Genomic DNA, 19064 nt, shown 5'->3' with positions numbered 1-19064 from the left:
ATTGGAGAAATATGAGCTAAGACGTTTAGAAATAGGAGAATGGCAGCAATACAAAAAGATAAGACTGGAGGCCTTATCTTCTGCTCCTGAGGTGTTCGGTAGCAATTATCAAAAGGAAGCGGCTTATAGTGATGCCGAGTGGATGGCCTTACTGGGCAATCCCAAGTGTGCGATATTCGGTTTTTATAACCAAGATTTATTGATTGGGCTGACCGGTGTCGTGTTGGATCGGGCGGATGAATCAAATGCGATTTTGATCGCGTCTTTCATTCAGGAAGGCCATAGAGGCCGGGGTTTATCCCGCTTGTTTTATGAAGCGCGTATAACATGGGCACGTGAACAAGGCTGCCTCCGGATTACGGTATCTCATCGGGTTGGTAACGAAGCCTCGCGAGCTGCAAATCAATCGTTTAACTTTGCGTATACACATTCAAGGGATGTCGTTTGGCCTGATGGGGTCAAAGCAGAAGAGCTGATCTATGTTTTGAATCTTTAGTTAACCTGCTTCCTGCTGTTGATCAATTACTGCGTTCAGTCCGGTCTGAACGCAGCAATTGATCTATAAAATACAACGCATGGAAACAAGCTTTAAAGTTCGTTTTCGTGCGAATTGTTGGGTGCTTTTGGATTATATTGCTGGACATGATCAACCTTGGCAAATAGGTGTGGACCATTCATTTCAATTCCTGCCGCTAAAAAATCATCGAGTATCAACTGAAAAATTTCAGATTTTGCCAGTTCAATTTCCGCGGATCTAGCGATGTAGACATTCAGTTCATATAAAACATAAAAGTCGTCTAATTTTTTTTGCAAGACGAATGGGGCAGGATTAAGGTTGACTCTTTTTATTCGCGGCGGTATGTTCAGTAGTAATTCGTGTATACGTTGCCAAGGTTCTTCATAACCGACTGTCAATTCCACCTGAAAACAGATTCCTTCCTCAGAGAATGTCGAATAATTGACGGTATTTCCCGAAAGTACCGAGGAATTGGGAATGGTAATTTCTTCATTTTTTATCGTTCGGAGCCTGGTTACCAGGGGGGATTTTTCGATAACAACGCCCGTTTTGTCGGCGATAGTGATACGGTCTCCGATACGGAAAGGACGCATATAGGTGATCACAAGCCCCGCTATGATATTGGAAATCGCAGAAGATGACCCTAAAGAGAACAAAACACCAATAAATACGGATATTCCTTTAAAGATATCTGAATTTGCGCCGGGTAAGTAAGGGAATATGAGCACCAGCGTGAAGGCTTGGAGCAGAAAACGAACAATAGTAAAGGTTGGCATGGCAAAATCGCGATGAAAACCATTGACCTCTAATTTGCCTTTGTCAATTTCGCTAAAAATATACTTTATGAATCGAACGGCATACCGCATGACAACGAGTATGACAAATACAGTAATCAGATTGGGAATATAATCCCAAATGGCCAAAACTGCAGTCTTCAGGGGCTTTGTAAAAAGTCCAATGAGATTGGATGCCCAGCTCTGTGTAAATGGAAAGACACTAAAGACAATCGGCAGCATGATAAAGGCAATGAGTACGATCAAGCCCCAACGTAAGATATTTATGGCATTAATAAACATCCGTGTTTTTTGTACGGAGGTGACAAGGACGTAATTTTTGATCTTAATGTCTTTGATCCGCTGTGTTCTTTCTGTCAATATACGTCGCGTACCATATTTTTTCAATTTGTTTATCAATAGAATCAATATCGAAAAAACGACTAGAATGAGAAATACAAGCCCAATACGCGTAAGAAGTTTTGTAATGCTGTTATCAGCACGTTCCGTTTTGATTGAATCCTGAATTCTTTTTAGGTAGTTTGCCGCAATCTCTTCTTTGCTTTTTCCTTCAAGAAGGGCATCGAGTTCTGTGACGGAAGTTATGACGAGATCTTTATAAACGATGTCGGCACTTATTTCGCTGTTTTCGATTTTAAAGGAATCTACTTTCACAAAATCGTCTTCATATAGATTATGGATTCTGCTGACCACATTGTAGGCGCGGTCTTTGGCTAATGATGATCCAAGTTTATTATAGATATAGAATAGCGTATCCTGAAATGGCGCGACCGCATATCTTTTTGTGTTTTTTTTGATGGAGTCTACTTTAACTTTCAGCTGCTGCTTCCGAAGGTTATTTTCTTCGTCAAACTCATTCAGCTGCTGTTTTAAATTTTCTTTTTTGGGGCTATTTTGACTTTTAAGATCGGCAATTTCATGCTGAAGCTTTACCCGTTCAAGAGAATCATTAATTTGCTGTTGTCTAATTCCGTTCAGTAGGGAACTTAGATCCAATTCTTTTTTATTGACCGAATCTGTTTCTTGTGCATAAAGCGGTGCGCTCGTTGAAAATAGACAAGATATAGTCATTAAGAAATAAACGTAAATACTTCTCATCGTGTTATTGGTAAAATTGAATGCCGATGTTTACTAGGTTATTTTGCGCATAACGATCGGACAGGTTCTCAAAGATAATAATTATCTCGATTAGACGGCAGATCGTCAAATATGATATAAATTGAAGGTAAAATGATACGATGCGACAGCTGAATTTAACTTATTCCGACTTTCTTTGTTAAAACGATTGAGCATATGCTCAATACGAAAAACTGTATAGCTAATTTTATCTAAAAAATATGATTAAACCTTTTCAAAAATCTATTTATGCAATGAACAAACTTGGGAAGATAGGTCTCTGTGTTATTGTAGCCTGTGTTTCCACTGTTTTAGATGGACAAGCCCAAGAACGCAAAGCTCCGGCTTATCCATTGATTACACACAACCCCAATTTTAGTATATGGTCAATGACAGATCAGCTTCATGCATCGACAACAAAGCACTGGACAGACGCTGATCATTCGCTGTTGGGCTTAATTGATGTTGATGGTCATATTTATCGTTTTCTTGGCAAAGAGGAACCGAGTTATGCGGTTATTCTACCGACTGCCGAAGATAAATCTTATACGGTACAGTATACAGAATCAAAACCTCAAGGTGGCTGGGAATCTTACGCTTATAATACGGATACGTGGAAATCGGGACTTGCACCCATAGGTGATGACGAGAAGCAGGTAAAAACCCTTTGGAAATCGGACGATATCTGGGTGAGACGCGAGTTTTCCGTAGCGGATCCGAAGGGTATTAATGAGTTGTTTTTAAAACTCAATCATGATGATAATATAGACGTATTTTTGAATGGGAAGAAGGTTTACGAAAAAGTAGGTTGGACCAACAACTTTCAGTATATACCGATTGACAAGACGAATTTGAAGGCTGGGCAAAATAATATTGCCATCCATTTGAAGAATAGTGCTGGCGGTCGTTATCTCGATTTTGGTTTGGTTGACAGGCTTAAAGAGCGTGGGGCACGGATTGAAGAAGCCGTGCAAAACGATGTAGAAATAACAGCGACGCGTACGGTTTATAACTTTCAGGCAGGTAAGGTTGATCTAAAATTAACTTTTACGTCGCCTTTGCTTATGGATGATCTGAATTTATTGGCTCGACCGGTAAGCTATATCACGTATAACGTCAAAGCAAACGATGGCAAGCAGCATGCGGTTAAAGTTTTTCTAAGTGCATCCACAAATATTGCGGTGTATAAACCTTCACAGGAGGTGATCGCCGAAAAATATGAGACGGCAAAATTGTCTGTACTAAAGACGGGAACGGTCGAACAGCCTATTCTGCAGAAAGGGGCCGATGATATGCGGATAGACTGGGGGTATTTTTATGTTGCTGCGCCGAAGCGGGATAAAACGCAACAGTTTATTAGTCCGAGAGGCGGAGCCGTAGACGCCTTTAGAAAGGGAACAACGACATCGGTAAAAACTGTTAAGGGGACATCACTTGCGCTGAACACGGTCATTCCATTTGGCAATGTGGGGGCGAAAGTGGAGGAACGTTTTGTAGAGGTTGGGTACGATGAAATTTATGCGATTCAGTATTTCAAAAATAATTTGAGACCATGGTGGAACAACTCCGGTAAAGAAACGATGGAAAATCAGCTGACTTTGGCTGCAGATGAGTATCGTAAGGTACTCGATAAGTGCGTGGCATTCGACAAAACAGTGTATGCAGATGCGCTAAAATCGGGTGGAAAAGAGTATGCACACCTTAGCGTTCTCGCTTATCGTCAAAGTATTGCAGCACATACCTTGGTGAAAAGTCCACAAAACGAACTACTATGGCTTTCCAAAGAAAATAATAGTGGCGGATTCATCAATACGGTCGATGTCACTTATCCTTCAGCGCCATTGTATCTGATCTATAATCCGGAGTTGTTGAAAGGGATGTTAAGTGGAATATTTTATTTTAGTGAGAGCGGTAAATATCCCTATCCTTGGGCAGCGCACGATTTGGGTACGTATCCATTGGCCAATGGTCAAACCTATGGTGAACCTATGCCTGTGGAGGAATCGGGCAATATGATTATTTTAACTGCTGCAATCGCAAAAGTGCAAGGGAATGCTGACTATGCCAGGAAGCATTGGAAAACATTGACAACATGGGTAGATTATCTCGTTAAAGATGGTTTTGACCCTAAAACGCAGCTATGTACAGATGATTTTGCCGGTCACCTTGCACGAAATGCCAATTTATCTGTTAAGGCTATCGTTGGTATTGCTTGTTATGCGCAGCTAGCGGAGGCCATTGGTGAAACCGCAATAGCAAAAAAATACCGTGCAATTGCCGAGGAAATGGTTCCGAAATGGATGGAAATGGCATATGCTGGTGATCATTATGCACTGACATTTGATGATAAAAATACCTGGAGTCAAAAATATAATTTGATCTGGGACAAAGTGTTGGGATTGAATCTATTTCCACAGAAAGTGTATGATACAGAAATTAAGTATTATCTGACCAAGCAAAATAGATTCGGCATACCATTGGATAGCCGTAAAGCGTACACAAAAAATGACTGGATTCTTTGGACGGCATCATTTGCTCCATCAAGAGAAGCATTTGAAGCTTTGATAAAACCAGTCTATAATCATGCGATTCAAACGGAATCCCGTGTCCCATTAAATGATTTTTATGATTCGACTACGGGGATCCGCGAAAACTTCAAGGCGCGTAGTGTTGTTGGAGGTTTTTACATGAAACTTTTAGCGGATATCATGAAACAGAAATAAATGAGGAAAATGAGTAGGAGACGGGAGTCCACAATGAAATATTTAGTTTGTGTTTAGTTAATAAGACGGCGGGCAATTAAAGAATTGCTCGCCGTTTGTTTATAGGGTTATGCGTTTCAATATCCCGTATTTTACGGTATCGAAATTTGGCTCAACATGGTTCTTTTTTCTGATTTCTGTTGAAATACGTGTTGTCTTGCAAGTTCTGTATTGTTTTCCTGAAATTTTCACTGCAGTAGAACCTAGAAAGGACGTTAAATATTCCTTTGTTTGCCATTAATATGTCACTGGTATATGAAGGATGACTGTGGTACCAGCAGTTGGGTTTTTGGTGATCTGTACACTTGCTTTCTTGCCCAACAGCTGCATGCGTTCACGACTGATGGTCCCAGAGAGTGAACGATGGGTAATTACAGGAATGTCTGGATTTACTTTACCACTATCTTTAATCGTCACCTGTAGGATATCTTCAGATAACGTAAACTGGATGTCGATACTGCCATCGCCCGTTTCGAGGTTTATGCCATGCAGAATTGCATTTTCAACATAGGGTTGTATGAGCATTGGTGGTAGCATGACCGCACTTAAATCTTGATCTTCAGGTTGTGTGATATGGTAATGAAAGGCATCTTCAAAACGCATTTGCTGCAAGATCAAATAGTTTTCTAAGGTTTCCAGTTCCTCATTTAATGGAACAAGGTTTTCACGGCTTAATTCGAGATTGCTGCGTAGTAGTCGACTGAAACGATTTAAATATTTGATGGCATTTTCCTTCTTATCCAGGCGCATGAAGCTCTGTACAGCGGAAAGGGTATTGAAAATAAAGTGCGGTTCCATCTGTGTGCGCAACAACTGCTGCTGCAACAAGACCTTTTCTTTCTCTTGTATGGAACGGCGCTGGCGAAAACTGTAATATAGGAAGAAAAGTATGATGATCAATAAAATAACCGCGAGCGAGGATATGATCAGCCCTAAACGATTTTGTTGTAGCTGGAGTTTATTGATCTTGATATTTTCGTTCAGTATTCGAATAGATTGATCCTTCGCCTGGAGTTGATATAGGGCATTCATTTCTGCGATCGCTTGTGTATTCTCCGATTGGTAAATACCCCTTTGTAATTGCACAAGATGATTCAATACGTCTATTGCGGCTTTATTTTTTCCTTGCAAGCGATAGACGGCTGCTAGACTGTTTTGAAATGTAATTTCGTTGTTTGGAAAGATTAATTTTGGAAACTGCGCTTTAAGTTTGCTGGCTTTTTGGATGAATTTTTCTCCCAAGGCCGGCTTATTTAATGAAACATAGATTGCGGCAACATTACTGTAGTCTACGAATAAATTGTTCATCAATATAGAGGACGCTGTTTGTTGGTGCAAACGTTCATCTATCGCTATTTTTAGCAACTCATAATGTAAAATGGAGTCCGGTTTTTTAGCCGTTTCATAGTATTGGATCTTCGAATCATATAGAAAACTAATGTTGTATTTGTCTGGATTTTTGGCATGTAATTCTTCGAGTTGATGAAGGAAGGGGGCAATATCTTTTGCTGGCCGCTGTAAAGTATTCAGCGTCTGGATCATTTGTACCAATACGCGTTGTCGGTTAATGTGTCCTTCAGGCAGCGAATCAATTAGGGGGAGTACCGAACGATTCATTTTTTCTGCAAGGTTATACTGAAAGGAGCTCAAGTTGTTTTGGGCAGCGGACAGTAATATCGCTGATTTCGCTTCGGTTGACAATCCTGATGCGGTATCCGACAAAACAATCGTGGCGGCTTTGTTGTAATAATAGCCCGCTTCGCGTTGTTTTGCTTCTATGCTGCGGATATTTCCTATGCCATTGTAAATAAGAGCTTTGTATTTAGCGTTTCCGGTGGTGGGTTCAATGAGTTCGAGCGCCTGTTGAACAAAAAAAAGAGCCGAATCTTGGCCACTCATAGCATAGAGTCGTGCTAGATAATATTTTACACGGGCAGCGAGTACCGTGTCTTTTTTTACGGTGGCATGCTGGTCTAACTTTAACCAGGCAAGTTTGATGGAATCCCCATTTGCTGCATTTAATCTTTGGTCCTCCAGCGTTTTAATCTCTGCGGCAATAGCATCATGATCGGGCGACAGTGCGTCATTCTTTCGAGCGCAAGCGATCGAAAACAAAGACAGTAGCAGCCAAGGGAAAATGCGGTTCAATAGGCTCATTTTTCAGGGAACAGCTGATTTAAGATCGAGTTTTTTCTGCGTGATGAAATCGGAATTTCCTCTTTGTTCTTTAAGACAATATACTCGGAACGATTGACACCAGAAATATGTGACCTATTAACAAGATACGATTGATGGGTGCGTAAGAAATAGGGCGGTGGCAATAATTCTTCATAATATTTGAGGGGTTTAGAAATTAACTCCTTTGTACCATCATTTAAAAAGAAAAAAGTATAGGGACCGTCTCCTTTGCAGTACACGATGTTGTGAACGGGGACGATACGTACATGGTGTATGGAAGACAAGGCGATGCTTTCGGGAAGTTCGCTGGCGTGTAAAGCTTCCTGCGCCATTGATAAACGCTGCATCCATTGGGGATTGTTTTCGCTTTTACGCCGGTAACGTTCTAATGCCTCGTTTAATTCTGTTTGATCGACCGGTTTCAAAAGATAATCCAAAGCACCATATTTGATGGCTTTGATTGCAAAATGATTGTAGGCCGTAATGAAAATAATATTCTGAGGAATAGCGATTAGCTTTTTTAGGATGTCAAATGCTGTACCATCACGGAGTTGAATATCCATGAGTATAACGTCTGGTTGTTTCTCTTCAATCAATTTTACAGCATTTGTCACCGTATCACTCCAGCCAACAAGTTCAACATCAGTTTCCTGTTGGATTAAATAGCTGATTTCTTTGCGTACCGCGGGTTCATCCTCGATAATGGCTACTCTGATCATTTATCAATACTTTATACCCTATAAAAATAATAATTGTAAGTAAGGAAACTGAATCCATTTACAATTCGTTGCAATTATTTACAATCTGGATTTAAGATTCGAGTAGGGGTGAATTGGATTTGATCATTTAAAATTCCAAATAGCAGTTGAAATTTTTATCTTTAGTATGGTAAAAGCCGATAGGACTATGGAGAATCAAAAATCATTAAAATCAGTTTTTGCTGGTAGGCTTGGTATGATTACCTTGTTTGCAATTGTTGGACAGTTTATCTTAAGTGCTCATACCTCCAAGCTTGACAGGGTCGACTATATTATTCAGTTTTTTAGTTATTTTACGATTCTGAGTAATGTAATGGTTATGTTATGCTGTTTTTTTACTATTTGCTGGTCAAAAAGTCGAATGGGCCTATTTTTTACTAGTATAAACGCAAAAACGAAATGTCAATTTTTTGAAAACGAAACGTTCATAAAATTGACATTTTCTGCGCTAAATTTATATTTATGCTCCCTAAGGGAGCTGTGATATTATATAGAAATTACATTCATTATCGAAGTCATAACGTCTTGAGTACTTTTTTGACCATAGTTCATGCTTGATAAAGTAACCCCTGTTGTGCCTGTGGTGAAAGAAATAAATTGAAGATTCATTGAACGAGGTGCAATCGACATATAATTTCCAAAAAAAGCTACATCCTGTTTAGGAATAGAATACTTTAAATTCACAGGATCTACCTGCATTATAATCGTGTTCACACGTGGTATACCTCCAAAACTATTTGCGCTAAATGCCAAATGCAGTTCGGTAGTACCACGTTTGAAAAAATGTGGCCTTGAAGCGTTGGCCGGAATAATCTGCTCGTCGAGAACAGCTCCATCTGGCCCCATTTTCAGGAATATCAGATAATCACTGTTCAATTGACGTAGGGCTAAAAAAAGATTCCCATTTATTGAGCCCATAGCACCCTCAAATTGTGCTTTTGAACTCATTTGAATTGATGGCTCCGCAACAAATTCCCAATTTTTGAAATCCTGCGTTCTGATTATTATCCCTTTTTTGAATGCCGTCTGTGCACATACACACGCATAATAATATCCATTCAATTCAGCAATTGATGCATTAATACTGATCATCTGATTATCGCTTTGCCCAATATATCCCGCGATATTAGAACACGACATATCGCTTTGTCCAATCTTGCACTTTGTTGCTGGCGACAAGATTGAGGTAATACAATTATATTCAGCATGGAATTCGTACCAGATGTTATCTGTTCCCTGAGCGGAAAATATCAAATGAAGAGTATCTCCAACTAAATATGAATTTGGAACCCCACACCCACTTTTGATGGTTATTCCATCAATTACATCACCGTGTTTGGCAACAACAACCTTTCTATAAGATTCAGAGTTAAAAACACCTGTGGAATTTGCAGATATTGAAATTAGAACCACATATGCATTGATGTATGTAGCACTATCACCGGTGTCGACATCGTTTGCTAATGAAAAACAGAATACCTTGCCGTTACTACTATCTATCGAATAATATTGGAGACTTGCATCATGCATAAACAGAATTGATCCCCCATTTGCATTATCGAGAGTTTTAAGGTTAACCTTATTCTGATCGATCATTTTATTTGCTTTTGCTGTCAGTATTTGGCGTGATAGCATATAGTCGGCTCTATGCACAGAGTTGGAATAAAACCAGTCGAATCCCGACCCTACGTTAAACGTATTGTAAACAACATCTTTTGATGCATTGTTAGCAACCTGTAATGCATTGTTAGCCGTATTGATGGCACTCTGTACTTTATTATCAATTCCTATTACAGCAGAATCGGTGCTGTATTTTACAACATCTAAAAATGATTTCGAAATTTTTACAATGTTGAAATATGAGTCTATACGAACGTTGACATAAAGAAAAGAAGAGCTTGCCGGAGCCTTAATAACTGCTGGTACTGTTGAAAAATTTGCGTTGCTGACAGATTTATACTGAGGTTCCTGCTGGAACAATGAACCATTGACAGCTCCGAAACAATATAGACGGCCGGTATGGCCACCTATGCCCCAAACCGCGAATATATCACCTTCTGAACAGTCAATTTTCAATGAGGCTAAACTTTCATCATAAATCCGATCTGTGGACTCATCGATTGTTAGTTGATTTGTATTATATAATGAATTGTATTTAGCCAGTTCAACGTAACATTTGCCGATTGTGTTAATTACCGGCAAATGTTTATTTAGCTTATTTGAAACCTCGTTTTTATAATCAGATAGTTTTACAACCCTAAAACCAAGCGTAACACGTGTATCTAGGTATCCTGATGAATTAATTAGGTTGACATCCATCTTTGTTGCTCCTGCTGGAGCAATAGCCCATATCGGGGAATCGATGTTATCTCCATATGAAGTCGCATAGGAAAGTACATTATCTGAATTATCAGTAAAATAAAAAGCCCTCCGAGTATTAGAACTTACTGTGAAAATCTGAAATAAATCGCCTTCTGTTACTGGTAGTGACAATCCTCGACTGTTGAATACGGCATTTCCAGTAATATCCTGCTCTACAATAGCATTATTGCTTGCATAGAATTGCTTAGGCACGGTGTTATTAAAATCATACTGTTTTGTGATCTCTTTTTTATCATTATCATTTGATTTTTTTTGCAATGTATAAGCTAAAGAATTAATCCCTTTTACCTTGAGGACAAACCTGTTTTTTTGCGTTTTAATATTATTTACCACCAGTTTAATGGCAAAAGGAGGGGCTGTGATCAAGTCGTTAACTTCCCCTTGAGCCGATATCGAAATTACTTTATCATCGGTAGACAGAAAGGCCCAGCCCCTGTTCGATGACCCTCCAAGGGATTTAATTGAAAAAACGTCACCCTGCGTGACTGGATAACTCAAAAATTCAACCGTTGCAGACTCAGATTGAACGGCATTGGTCCCGACTGGAGAAACGGTTACTGAACCGTCGGAAAAAATTGCTGAAATATCTTCGTAAGAATTTAAATCTCTGGTTTCTGAAACTAGGTTTTGACTTGCTGCAGTCGTTTTACTATTTCCGCTCTCATTTGCTATAGGAGCTTTAGGTAACAATACCTGATCCTGTATTTTCCATTTCTGTGTAGCTGCTGTCCAAAATAATGTACCTTGGTTATCTGGATCGATAGGAAAGTCTTCCTCTCCATAAGTAAAGGTTTTGCCAGCTGGCCCTCCATAGACAGTTACGTACTTATTTTTATCGCCGCCATTTGGCAATTCAGTTCCCTCAATTGGAAGTGCCGAATCGTCAGTCCATCCTTCCACATTGGCAGCAGGGATCTTACTGTCTTTATGCCAATAACTGTCGATCCAGTCCCCAAACTGGTTCGCTGTTGGCATCTTGAATGCGCCAAACCATTCTTTAAGTTTTGATATAGGTTGTTTCATGTTAGTTCGTGATGATGTTGATTGAAAAACGTAAATTATACATGCCTTTAGCAAACATGGAATTGAAGCGAAGAAAATGCTGATCATGAACATAGGTTACATAACGGATATCCACGTCAAGATTGCTTGGTGCTACATTACAGAAACCATATTGATCTGTAGGAGCAGCGAAGACCGGTAAATTTTTTATTGATATCGAAGCAAGGGTTTGTCCTTCATTTGGATAGTCAAATACAATATTCCCGAATAAGTTCATAAATCGTCCCATCTTGAAATATCTGCAATCACTGCTGACAATGCTGCCGGACTGTATTCCTTCAAATGTTGGCGACCATTGTGCTATCTCCTGTTTGAAGATCATATCTTTCATATCTGTCAACGAGGTGACTTTAGATAGACTGTCAAATGCCAATGTTCCGGCTGCTGCCATCTTTGCAATTCGGGTTGTAAATATAGGTTTGGAAAGACCATCTTTGAAAGTGTCGTTACCAATTGTTTCTTCGATAACTACATATTGCAATTTTGGCCCTCCTATAAATGGCAGCACTTCACCATCTATAACGATTGTACCATCCGTGACATTCCCTCCAGCGACAGTACAACCATTCAGTATGTAATTTGCTCCTCCAAGACCTGCCAGGCTAGATAATTGACCAAAGGCCGTCTGTAAAAAATTTAGGGTATTTGTTTTTATCGGAAAACCACCTGGTTGTTGAAAATTTACCTTATTCATATCTTATAATGTATTTGGTACCTGCTAATTTGTATTTATTAATCATTGCTTTTAAGCGAGCTGTTTCAGCTGTGTTGTTAAGAGATTCAGGAACGATAACCACAAATCCAGTCGCTTCACTTACTTCATTTCCAGTATATATGAAAATCTCATCGTCCAGATAAACAGGCTGATTTTCACCTTCAGTAAAAATATATGTTCGGTCACTGAGCTCTGCATCTTCGATCCGGATTGATCTATTAACAGAATCGAAATAATCATTCAGTAATTTTCTGAGACTAAAAACTTGCGGAGTTACTTCCATCTCCTTGTCGGTGTCATACCATAGGGCCAGCAATTTGAAGTGCACTGTTCGGATGCCTAGGATCAGGCACCAAATGAAAGCGATCAATTTCTCAGTTCTCATAAAAGTGGGCAATATCAGAACCACCAACTTTTTTAAATCCACATTATATACCTTTTTCATACGCCTGATATTTTATCTGTGAAAAATCGTTGACCTTGAAATATCCCGATTCCGGAATTTTATAGACGTCAATAGTGACGGGATCGCCATATCCGCCTATAGAAGGATTGATCCAGCAACTGGATGCCTTGACAATATGAGGAATTTCAACACCTTCAATCATCCGTAATGCCTCAGCCAATAAGTTCAGCTGCAATACGCCATTGAAAGGCAATTGCCTTAAAAATTGGTCTATTGCAATTTCCACCGGTTTGGTGCCCCCAAGCAGCGTCTCACCTGATCCGTTAAATATTAATGGATCATAAAATATGATCATGTCCAGGAATAATATGTCCGGAAGATAATTTGTGACCGTTATTGTCAGACCGGCATCTTTAACTTCATTCATGTAAGATTTAAAAGCAATCAGCTCTGTTGGCCCTATTGGCTCCAGATCACCAGTACTGCTTGCTGTGGCAATCTTAACAATCAGCCTGCTTTCGTCCACTGCTTCATTTACGGCACAGTATTTAATTATTTTTGCATCCTCAACCTGTTGATCCGTCAAGTTGCTGTTATCATATACATCAGTGTCGGTAATAAGTGAATAACCATACTGAAATAACTTAGCTTTCTCCCTGTACCAGCGTTGCGTATGAGGTTTCAGAAGCGAAAGGGTGTTTTCTACTTCAGATTTATGAAGGTCAAAAAGTGATTCAACTGTAAGAACAATAACGGCGATCGCGTAGGTCATTGCCAGCCAAACAGCTGATTTGCTCGTAGAGGTCAAGTCAGCTAATTCAGACCGTGCCTGAATCGCTGTCTTTATTTCATCCTGTATCTGTGAGATATTTCTAGCCATTTTCTTTTACTATAAAACTTTGTTCAATAACCATTCTTCCAATAACGAATTCAGGTTCCACTGTAAATTCTACACCTCCTGCAGGCACATAGTCATTTCGGTCATAATAATCTGTGATATCAGTATCTGTATCGATTTCGTCGGGAATAAAATAGGTCTGGCCAATGACAAGATCATCTGTAATTGAAATACCATTTGCAACCGCAAATGCCACAGCACCGGATATACTCCCGGTATGCTGCAGCACAAAGTCTAAAACAGACTGATTATGTAATGCTGGATAAAAAGCCATTATAACACCTTTCCATTTAATTGCTTGTATTTTTTGAGTTCATTTGTCAATCCCTCAACCCGTTCCTCCAGATCCTTTACAGTAAGTTTAGTGGCCCTGAGTTCCGTTATTGCTTCAGTAAGGCGACCACCCAGATCATCCACCATGCTTCTATAATATTGCAATGCCTTTTCTGCATTCTCAATTTCACTGGCACGTAGATCAGCATTCTGCTTTTTGCGCTGAAAAAACCAGCCGATAAACGCGCCGGCAGTTGCAGTCATCAGTTCTGGAGCAATCGATTTTAATAACTCTTCCATATTATGTTATCGTGGCGTTAATAATGCCTGTTACTGGCACATTTGAGGCTGTTAGACCTCCGGTATAATTAATCTTCAGTTCTTTGATCTCAGCGATTAAGCAACTGGCCAATTTATCTGCTATCCGATCCAATGCCGCTTCATGATCCTGCTCTTCCTTCTGCTCATCCCGGAAAGCTTCAATAATTTTGTTTTTTAGTCTTGTTTTACTGAGTGCCATTTAATCTGCCTTTAAAAATGATTTAAACCTATTTTCAATCGCAATAAATTCCGGTTTGTTGATCAGTGCGATGGTCGGTCCCATATTGGTCGTAAATTTCATTGCCTTGATGGCAGATAAAAGATCGAGCATCAATGACCGAAGTGTTTCATTCTCTTTTTTCAGGAGAAATCCATTTTTGTCCATATCAAAAACAACCTGTTCAATACAGACATAGAATTCCGACACCTCGCTGACGGCACTTACAAACTGTAATGTATAATCCTCTTCAATGGGTGTGACCAGGACAGTCGATCCGACAGCAGGAATGACATACATTTTTTGTTTTTTATCATCAATGATCGCAGATAGCCTTACATCCGTATGCTCAAGCTCGCCATCATTGCAGACACATGTGCCGTTATTGTGATCGACCGATACCACGGTCATGATCGTGGTATCGGTATCCTGGCGTGTAGCGTTTTTCAATGCTTCCCTTAAACTCATAATTTATTGCTGATACTTACTTTTCTGCGAGCACCACCTGTTCCAAAAGTGGTCACTACCTTTTTTATAAAATATTTCCCCTGACGGTTGACATGCTTTTTGTCGATTATCTCAGCAGCCATGCCCCGGGTTGCATATGGGATTAAAAAGCTCGTAACATCACCGTCATAACCATCGTATTTCGCACGCTCCAGATGTGTTTTGGCCATTCGTTCCAGTGTGGCCTGATCAGTGATAGTCTTGGTTTTGACTTCGATCTTTTCACCGCCATCATCACCCAGTTCCACCTTCAGTTTTTTGTTGTCCTTTGTAGTCGATTCATAGACCACCTTGATTTTTTTATCATCCGCAGTGCGGAATTCCAAATTGTTTTCAACCAGATTATAGTTGAGGTCATACTTAACAGTCTGGCCGATATTGTTAAGCTGCTGCAACCCGCAATACAATTCACCGGCATCATTCAAATAAATGCTCATTGACGTTTCCTCTTTTATCTGGTAAAGAGCTTGCAGACCGTTCTTATTTTTTAAAAGATATTTCTCAAGAGGAAGGCCAGGAATATTAGCAGCCAACTTCAAATCCGTACCTTCAACGATATGCTGAAGAACTTCCTTCAGTGAAGTTTTTGATTTGCTGAACTTACATTCCTTTCTACGCAATAACCAGGTCGCATCAACGCAATGAATTTCCATCGGCACCCCGGCTTTGATCCGGTCAACATACCCTTCGAATTCTACCTTTTCAAATTTTCCTTTGTAGGCTAAAGTGATTTTCACCGGATCACCCTTTTTAATGACTTCTTCAGTATACTTCAGTCCGCCATTCTGTTTGACCAAAAACTTTGAAGGCATTTTGATCACTGCAGTGTCGGAAATATCATCAACCGACTTGGTAATCTCAATTTCATTGATCGCTGAAAACTTAAACGATCCGATTTCAAAAGTTCCTCCAAGTACAAACATGCCGCTAACCTTTTAAAAAATTATTTCTTTCATTGAGTTCCGCGAAGAAGTCCTGATCACTGACCGCGGTGATGGTATATTTCTGCAATTCCTGCTGTCCCATCATGTCATCAAATTTTATGCTTGTAAGCACGATACGCTGAATGTTGAATAGGTCAAAAAATAGATTTCCTACCACATCAAGTGCTTCATTTTTATTATAGAGTTCGTTCAGGGACTTTACTTCTTCAGCAGGATACGTGCCTGATCCCATAATGATTCCTTTAATGTCAATCTGATAATCTTCGGTACTTATAAATTCCTTGACCGTACCTTTACGTTCTTCACCGACAGTAGGAGTTTCGACAATTGTTTTTTGCGAATAGATCGTAACTAACGGTTCATTTGGGAATTCCGTGATTTCTTTTCCGGCCTGAACCGTCAAAGTCATAAAATAGGGTTTGCCCAAAGACTGTGATTCGTTTACGTTAAAGATGTTGAAGCGTGCGAACGCTGCGGCCTGTTTGCTTACCGATCCTCCAAATTCCGGAAAGGACGCGCCGATATATCCCAGGTGTGCTTTCGCAGTCAGTTCACGTATTGAAAATGTATTTGTCGCTCTATTTATCATGTGGTCTGCATTGCTGAAACTGATCCTATCAATCTATTTAACTCCTCTTCGATAATACTTCTCATTTTGTTTGCGCCTTCTCCAGTGTTTACGGTATTGATCACGATCTGATCCTGCATTTTGGCGACATTAATTGTAATATTTGTCAATCTGGAACCTCCACCGACAATCCCGTCGCTTCCTTTTTTTGACTTTCCCGATCCATCTTTATCAGCCCCGTCTTTTCCGGGAGCGAGCTTGCTGCCATTTTTAATAAAGTCCTCATAAGCTAATGAACCGGTATCCTTTGCCTTGCCAACCTTCAGACTGTCATTTAACTTTGCAAAATCCCTTGAAAGCCCGTTTTTGTCAATCGTAATACCAAAGTCTTTCTTTGCCTGGTCAAAACCCTTTTTGCGCTGTTCTGTCTGCGAGAGATACAACTTTTCATTTTTGGCAGCCTCACTGTTAAGCCTTTCGATTTCTCCTGCAGCATCAGTTTTTACCTTTTCACCGATTTTTTTGAATGCTCCGGAGAAATCACCTTTCAGGGCCATATCAATTGCATCCCCAACTTTGCTAAATGTCCCTACGATCTGTTGGGCTACATCTTTAGCGGACAAGTACATGAGCTGAAAACCAAGCTTGAAATTGTTGACACCATGCATAAAGTCAGCCTTGATCTGCTCCCAGGAAAGCTGAAACATCAACTTTAAGGCTTCCCATGATTTTGCCCATCCGTCGGTATATTTTGTGACCAGACCGATCGCACTGATCAGGGCCACAATTCCGATCACGACCCATCCGATCGGTGACAGCGCAAAGACGGCATTAAGAACACCCCATGCAACTGCTACAGCTGCGATCTCTTTGCCAAATGGACTGAGCCAATTGATGACCGTGATCAGTCCAGTGGTAAACACATCGATAAAGAGCAGCACCCCGCGCATGATCTTCCCAAAACTATCGAGCGCGTCACCGGCAGATTTAAAACCGAATATATTCCGGATCAATGTTTCCAGTGCTGAACCGACCGGCTGAATGTATGTCCATAAAATATTGAACCACCTTGAAATAACGGGAAGATTTTCCTGAAGAAAACCAAGTCCTGAAGTAAGCAGGTCGAGAACGGATCCGAACACCTCATTTGATTCGCCACCGACAGCGACAAGGAAACCCCACCACTGATCTTCTAAATTTGAAAGACGTCCACCCAAAGTTTTTGAAATAACGTCCATCGATCCGGCAACCCCGGCCATATTGCCATATTCCAAGATTGCATTTTTTATGGCCTGTTCATTGTTCTTTACAGTTTTGGTTACGCCTTTGAAAGACAAGGATACCTGGTCACCGGCTTTACTGGCCTTGATACCGAATTCCTTCAGACGCTCAAATTCTCCTGTCTGGGCATCCAGTATCGCTTCCACGAGCTGGTCGAATCCTTTTCCCTGAGAACTGGCCAAATCCCCTAATTCGGTCAGTTCCGTTTTTGTTGGATAAATACCCCGATTGATCAGCTTGATAAATCCCCCTGTCAGTTCATTGAGCTGATAGGGGGTATCCGCGGCAAACTTTGTGAGCAGCGCCATTGCCGCATTACCGACATCCTGGGACTGAAAGCTATTTGCCATTACAGCCTGAAACTTTTCGTATTCGGCACGGGCTTCCATCACCTTGTTTGCAAAACCCATGATGGCAGCTGTTGTAAAGGCAGCCAAAAGAAATCCCTTGAGTTTCCCCAAAGTTCCGCCCAGAGCCCTGCTGTCATCGTCGACACGACGGATGCCCCGACTCATACCCCAGAGCCTGTTCATAGCTACGCCTGCCGCCCTTGCAATACTGGTGATGCCTGTTGTAGCGTGGTCTCGTAACCTGATTATAAAATCGTATCCGTTCATCCGTTAACTCTGTGATGCTCTTTTTTCAGACTGACGGATGAAATGCAGATCGAGCAAACGATCTGCCCATTCTTCATCTGATAGCCTTTCGGGGTTTTGAATATGTAGGTAGTATCTAAGGTAAGCGTCCGCGATGCGATAATCCAGATTGCCATATTCATAGGCTTCCGGATCATCGGTGTCGATCACCGCGTCGATTAGAGCTTTTTTATGCTCGCGATCTTTTGCTTCTGCAGATCTTCAATTGCTTTGTACAAAGGAAAACGGAGCTCCGCATTATTACGATCGGCAAAAGCTTCATCCTTTTCGATCACAACCATATCAAACAGATTTTCCTGTGTCACAAATGGCTTTCCTGACGGGTTTTTACGCTCTGCAATTTTAAGGTCGTCCCGGGTGATGATCCTGATCTTGCAGCTGGCTTCACCGATAGTGATGACGTAATTAGCACCTTCCTTGATCACAATGGCATCATCATAGTTGAAAAATGTTGGCATTTCTTTTACAAGCGGGACAAAATAACGATCATCAGTTTTTACCTCCGCATCCCCGTCCAGCCATAACGCGCCCACCATTTCCTCAGTGAAGCCGATTTCACCATTCTTTTGCATGGCTGTGAATGCTCTTTTCCAGTCTGTGATATTGGGTTCACGTAGGTATATCACCTTGTCATCTACCGGAATCATATAAACTCCGCCATGTTTGGATTTCCATTCCTGGATCTGTTTGTCTGTTGCTCTCATTTTTC

Annotated in this window: 18 protein-coding genes; 2 read left to right on the top strand and 16 right to left on the bottom strand. The window is 40.6% G+C overall.

Annotated features, from left to right (window positions below; all coding sequences use genetic code 11):
• The first annotated feature begins 1 nt into the window (after position 1).
• Positions 2-496 carry a GNAT family N-acetyltransferase gene (locus B2O97_RS22465; protein ID WP_286768204.1) on the top strand — a complete coding sequence of 165 codons (495 nt, stop codon included), beginning with the start codon at positions 2-4 and terminating at the stop codon, positions 494-496.
• A gap of 92 nt (positions 497-588) precedes the next feature.
• Here B2O97_RS22465 and B2O97_RS22460 read toward each other — a convergent pair whose 3' ends face one another.
• A complete protein-coding gene (locus tag B2O97_RS22460; RefSeq protein ID WP_112375832.1) occupies positions 589-2409 on the bottom strand; it encodes a mechanosensitive ion channel family protein in 1821 nt (606 codons plus the stop codon).
• Positions 2410-2681: 272 nt separating this feature from the next.
• Between B2O97_RS22460 and B2O97_RS22455 the strand changes: the two genes are divergently transcribed.
• The gene (locus B2O97_RS22455; RefSeq protein ID WP_414711305.1) at positions 2682-5150 is read left to right on the top strand and encodes a glutaminase family protein; all 2469 of its coding nucleotides are present in this window, start codon (positions 2682-2684) and stop codon (positions 5148-5150) included.
• Positions 5151-5426: 276 nt separating this feature from the next.
• Here the strand turns inward: B2O97_RS22455 and B2O97_RS22450 are convergent, their stop codons facing one another.
• The 15 genes from B2O97_RS22450 to B2O97_RS22380 all read right to left on the bottom strand — a co-directional run bounded on the left by B2O97_RS22450 (position 5427) and on the right by B2O97_RS22380 (position 19059).
• A complete protein-coding gene (locus B2O97_RS22450) occupies positions 5427-7346 on the bottom strand; it encodes a sensor histidine kinase (RefSeq protein ID WP_286768202.1) in 1920 nt (639 codons plus the stop codon).
• Positions 7343-8086 carry a LytR/AlgR family response regulator transcription factor gene (locus tag B2O97_RS22445; protein WP_201638849.1) on the bottom strand — a complete coding sequence of 248 codons (744 nt, stop codon included), beginning with the start codon at positions 8084-8086 and terminating at the stop codon, positions 7343-7345. Before B2O97_RS22445 ends, B2O97_RS22450 begins: the two co-directional genes overlap by 4 nt.
• A 525-nt stretch (positions 8087-8611) precedes the next feature.
• Positions 8612-11530 carry a hypothetical protein gene (locus B2O97_RS22440; RefSeq protein ID WP_286768201.1) on the bottom strand — a complete coding sequence of 973 codons (2919 nt, stop codon included), beginning with the start codon at positions 11528-11530 and terminating at the stop codon, positions 8612-8614.
• Between the two features lies 1 nt (position 11531).
• The gene (locus tag B2O97_RS22435; RefSeq protein ID WP_286768200.1) at positions 11532-12263 is read right to left on the bottom strand and encodes a hypothetical protein; all 732 of its coding nucleotides are present in this window, start codon (positions 12261-12263) and stop codon (positions 11532-11534) included.
• Positions 12256-12729: a hypothetical protein gene (locus tag B2O97_RS22430; protein WP_286768199.1), complete on the bottom strand. Its 474-nt coding sequence runs from the start codon at positions 12727-12729 to the stop codon at positions 12256-12258. The genes B2O97_RS22435 and B2O97_RS22430 overlap by 8 nt, the downstream gene beginning before the upstream one ends.
• Positions 12713-13570, bottom strand: coding sequence for a hypothetical protein (locus B2O97_RS22425; protein WP_286768198.1), 858 nt, complete (start codon positions 13568-13570; stop codon positions 12713-12715). Before B2O97_RS22425 ends, B2O97_RS22430 begins: the two co-directional genes overlap by 17 nt.
• Positions 13563-13862, bottom strand: coding sequence for a hypothetical protein (locus B2O97_RS22420; protein WP_286768197.1), 300 nt, complete (start codon positions 13860-13862; stop codon positions 13563-13565). The genes B2O97_RS22425 and B2O97_RS22420 overlap by 8 nt, the downstream gene beginning before the upstream one ends.
• Positions 13862-14161, bottom strand: coding sequence for a hypothetical protein (locus B2O97_RS22415; RefSeq protein ID WP_286768196.1), 300 nt, complete (start codon positions 14159-14161; stop codon positions 13862-13864). The genes B2O97_RS22420 and B2O97_RS22415 overlap by 1 nt, the downstream gene beginning before the upstream one ends.
• A gap of 1 nt (position 14162) precedes the next feature.
• The gene (locus tag B2O97_RS22410; RefSeq protein WP_286768195.1) at positions 14163-14381 is read right to left on the bottom strand and encodes a hypothetical protein; all 219 of its coding nucleotides are present in this window, start codon (positions 14379-14381) and stop codon (positions 14163-14165) included.
• The gene (locus B2O97_RS22405) at positions 14382-14867 is read right to left on the bottom strand and encodes a hypothetical protein (protein WP_286768194.1); all 486 of its coding nucleotides are present in this window, start codon (positions 14865-14867) and stop codon (positions 14382-14384) included.
• Positions 14864-15829: a hypothetical protein gene (locus B2O97_RS22400; RefSeq protein WP_286768193.1), complete on the bottom strand. Its 966-nt coding sequence runs from the start codon at positions 15827-15829 to the stop codon at positions 14864-14866. The genes B2O97_RS22405 and B2O97_RS22400 overlap by 4 nt, the downstream gene beginning before the upstream one ends.
• Before the next feature lie 4 nt (positions 15830-15833).
• The gene (locus tag B2O97_RS22395; protein WP_286768192.1) at positions 15834-16439 is read right to left on the bottom strand and encodes a DUF6046 domain-containing protein; all 606 of its coding nucleotides are present in this window, start codon (positions 16437-16439) and stop codon (positions 15834-15836) included.
• Positions 16436-18316, bottom strand: a complete 1881-nt coding sequence (locus tag B2O97_RS22390; RefSeq protein WP_286768191.1) for a hypothetical protein — start codon at positions 18314-18316, stop codon at positions 16436-16438. The genes B2O97_RS22395 and B2O97_RS22390 overlap by 4 nt, the downstream gene beginning before the upstream one ends.
• Positions 18317-18319: 3 nt before the next feature.
• Positions 18320-18505, bottom strand: coding sequence for a hypothetical protein (locus B2O97_RS22385; protein WP_286768190.1), 186 nt, complete (start codon positions 18503-18505; stop codon positions 18320-18322).
• Between the two features lie 8 nt (positions 18506-18513).
• A complete protein-coding gene (locus B2O97_RS22380; RefSeq protein WP_286768189.1) occupies positions 18514-19059 on the bottom strand; it encodes a hypothetical protein in 546 nt (181 codons plus the stop codon).
• Between the last annotated feature and the right edge of the window lie 5 nt (positions 19060-19064).

This window comes from Sphingobacterium sp. UBA865, from assembly GCF_002295765.1.
Classification (GTDB): domain Bacteria; phylum Bacteroidota; class Bacteroidia; order Sphingobacteriales; family Sphingobacteriaceae; genus Sphingobacterium; species Sphingobacterium multivorum.
The sequence above is the reverse complement of the archived record's forward strand: the minus strand, read 5'-3'. Positions and strand labels throughout refer to the sequence as shown.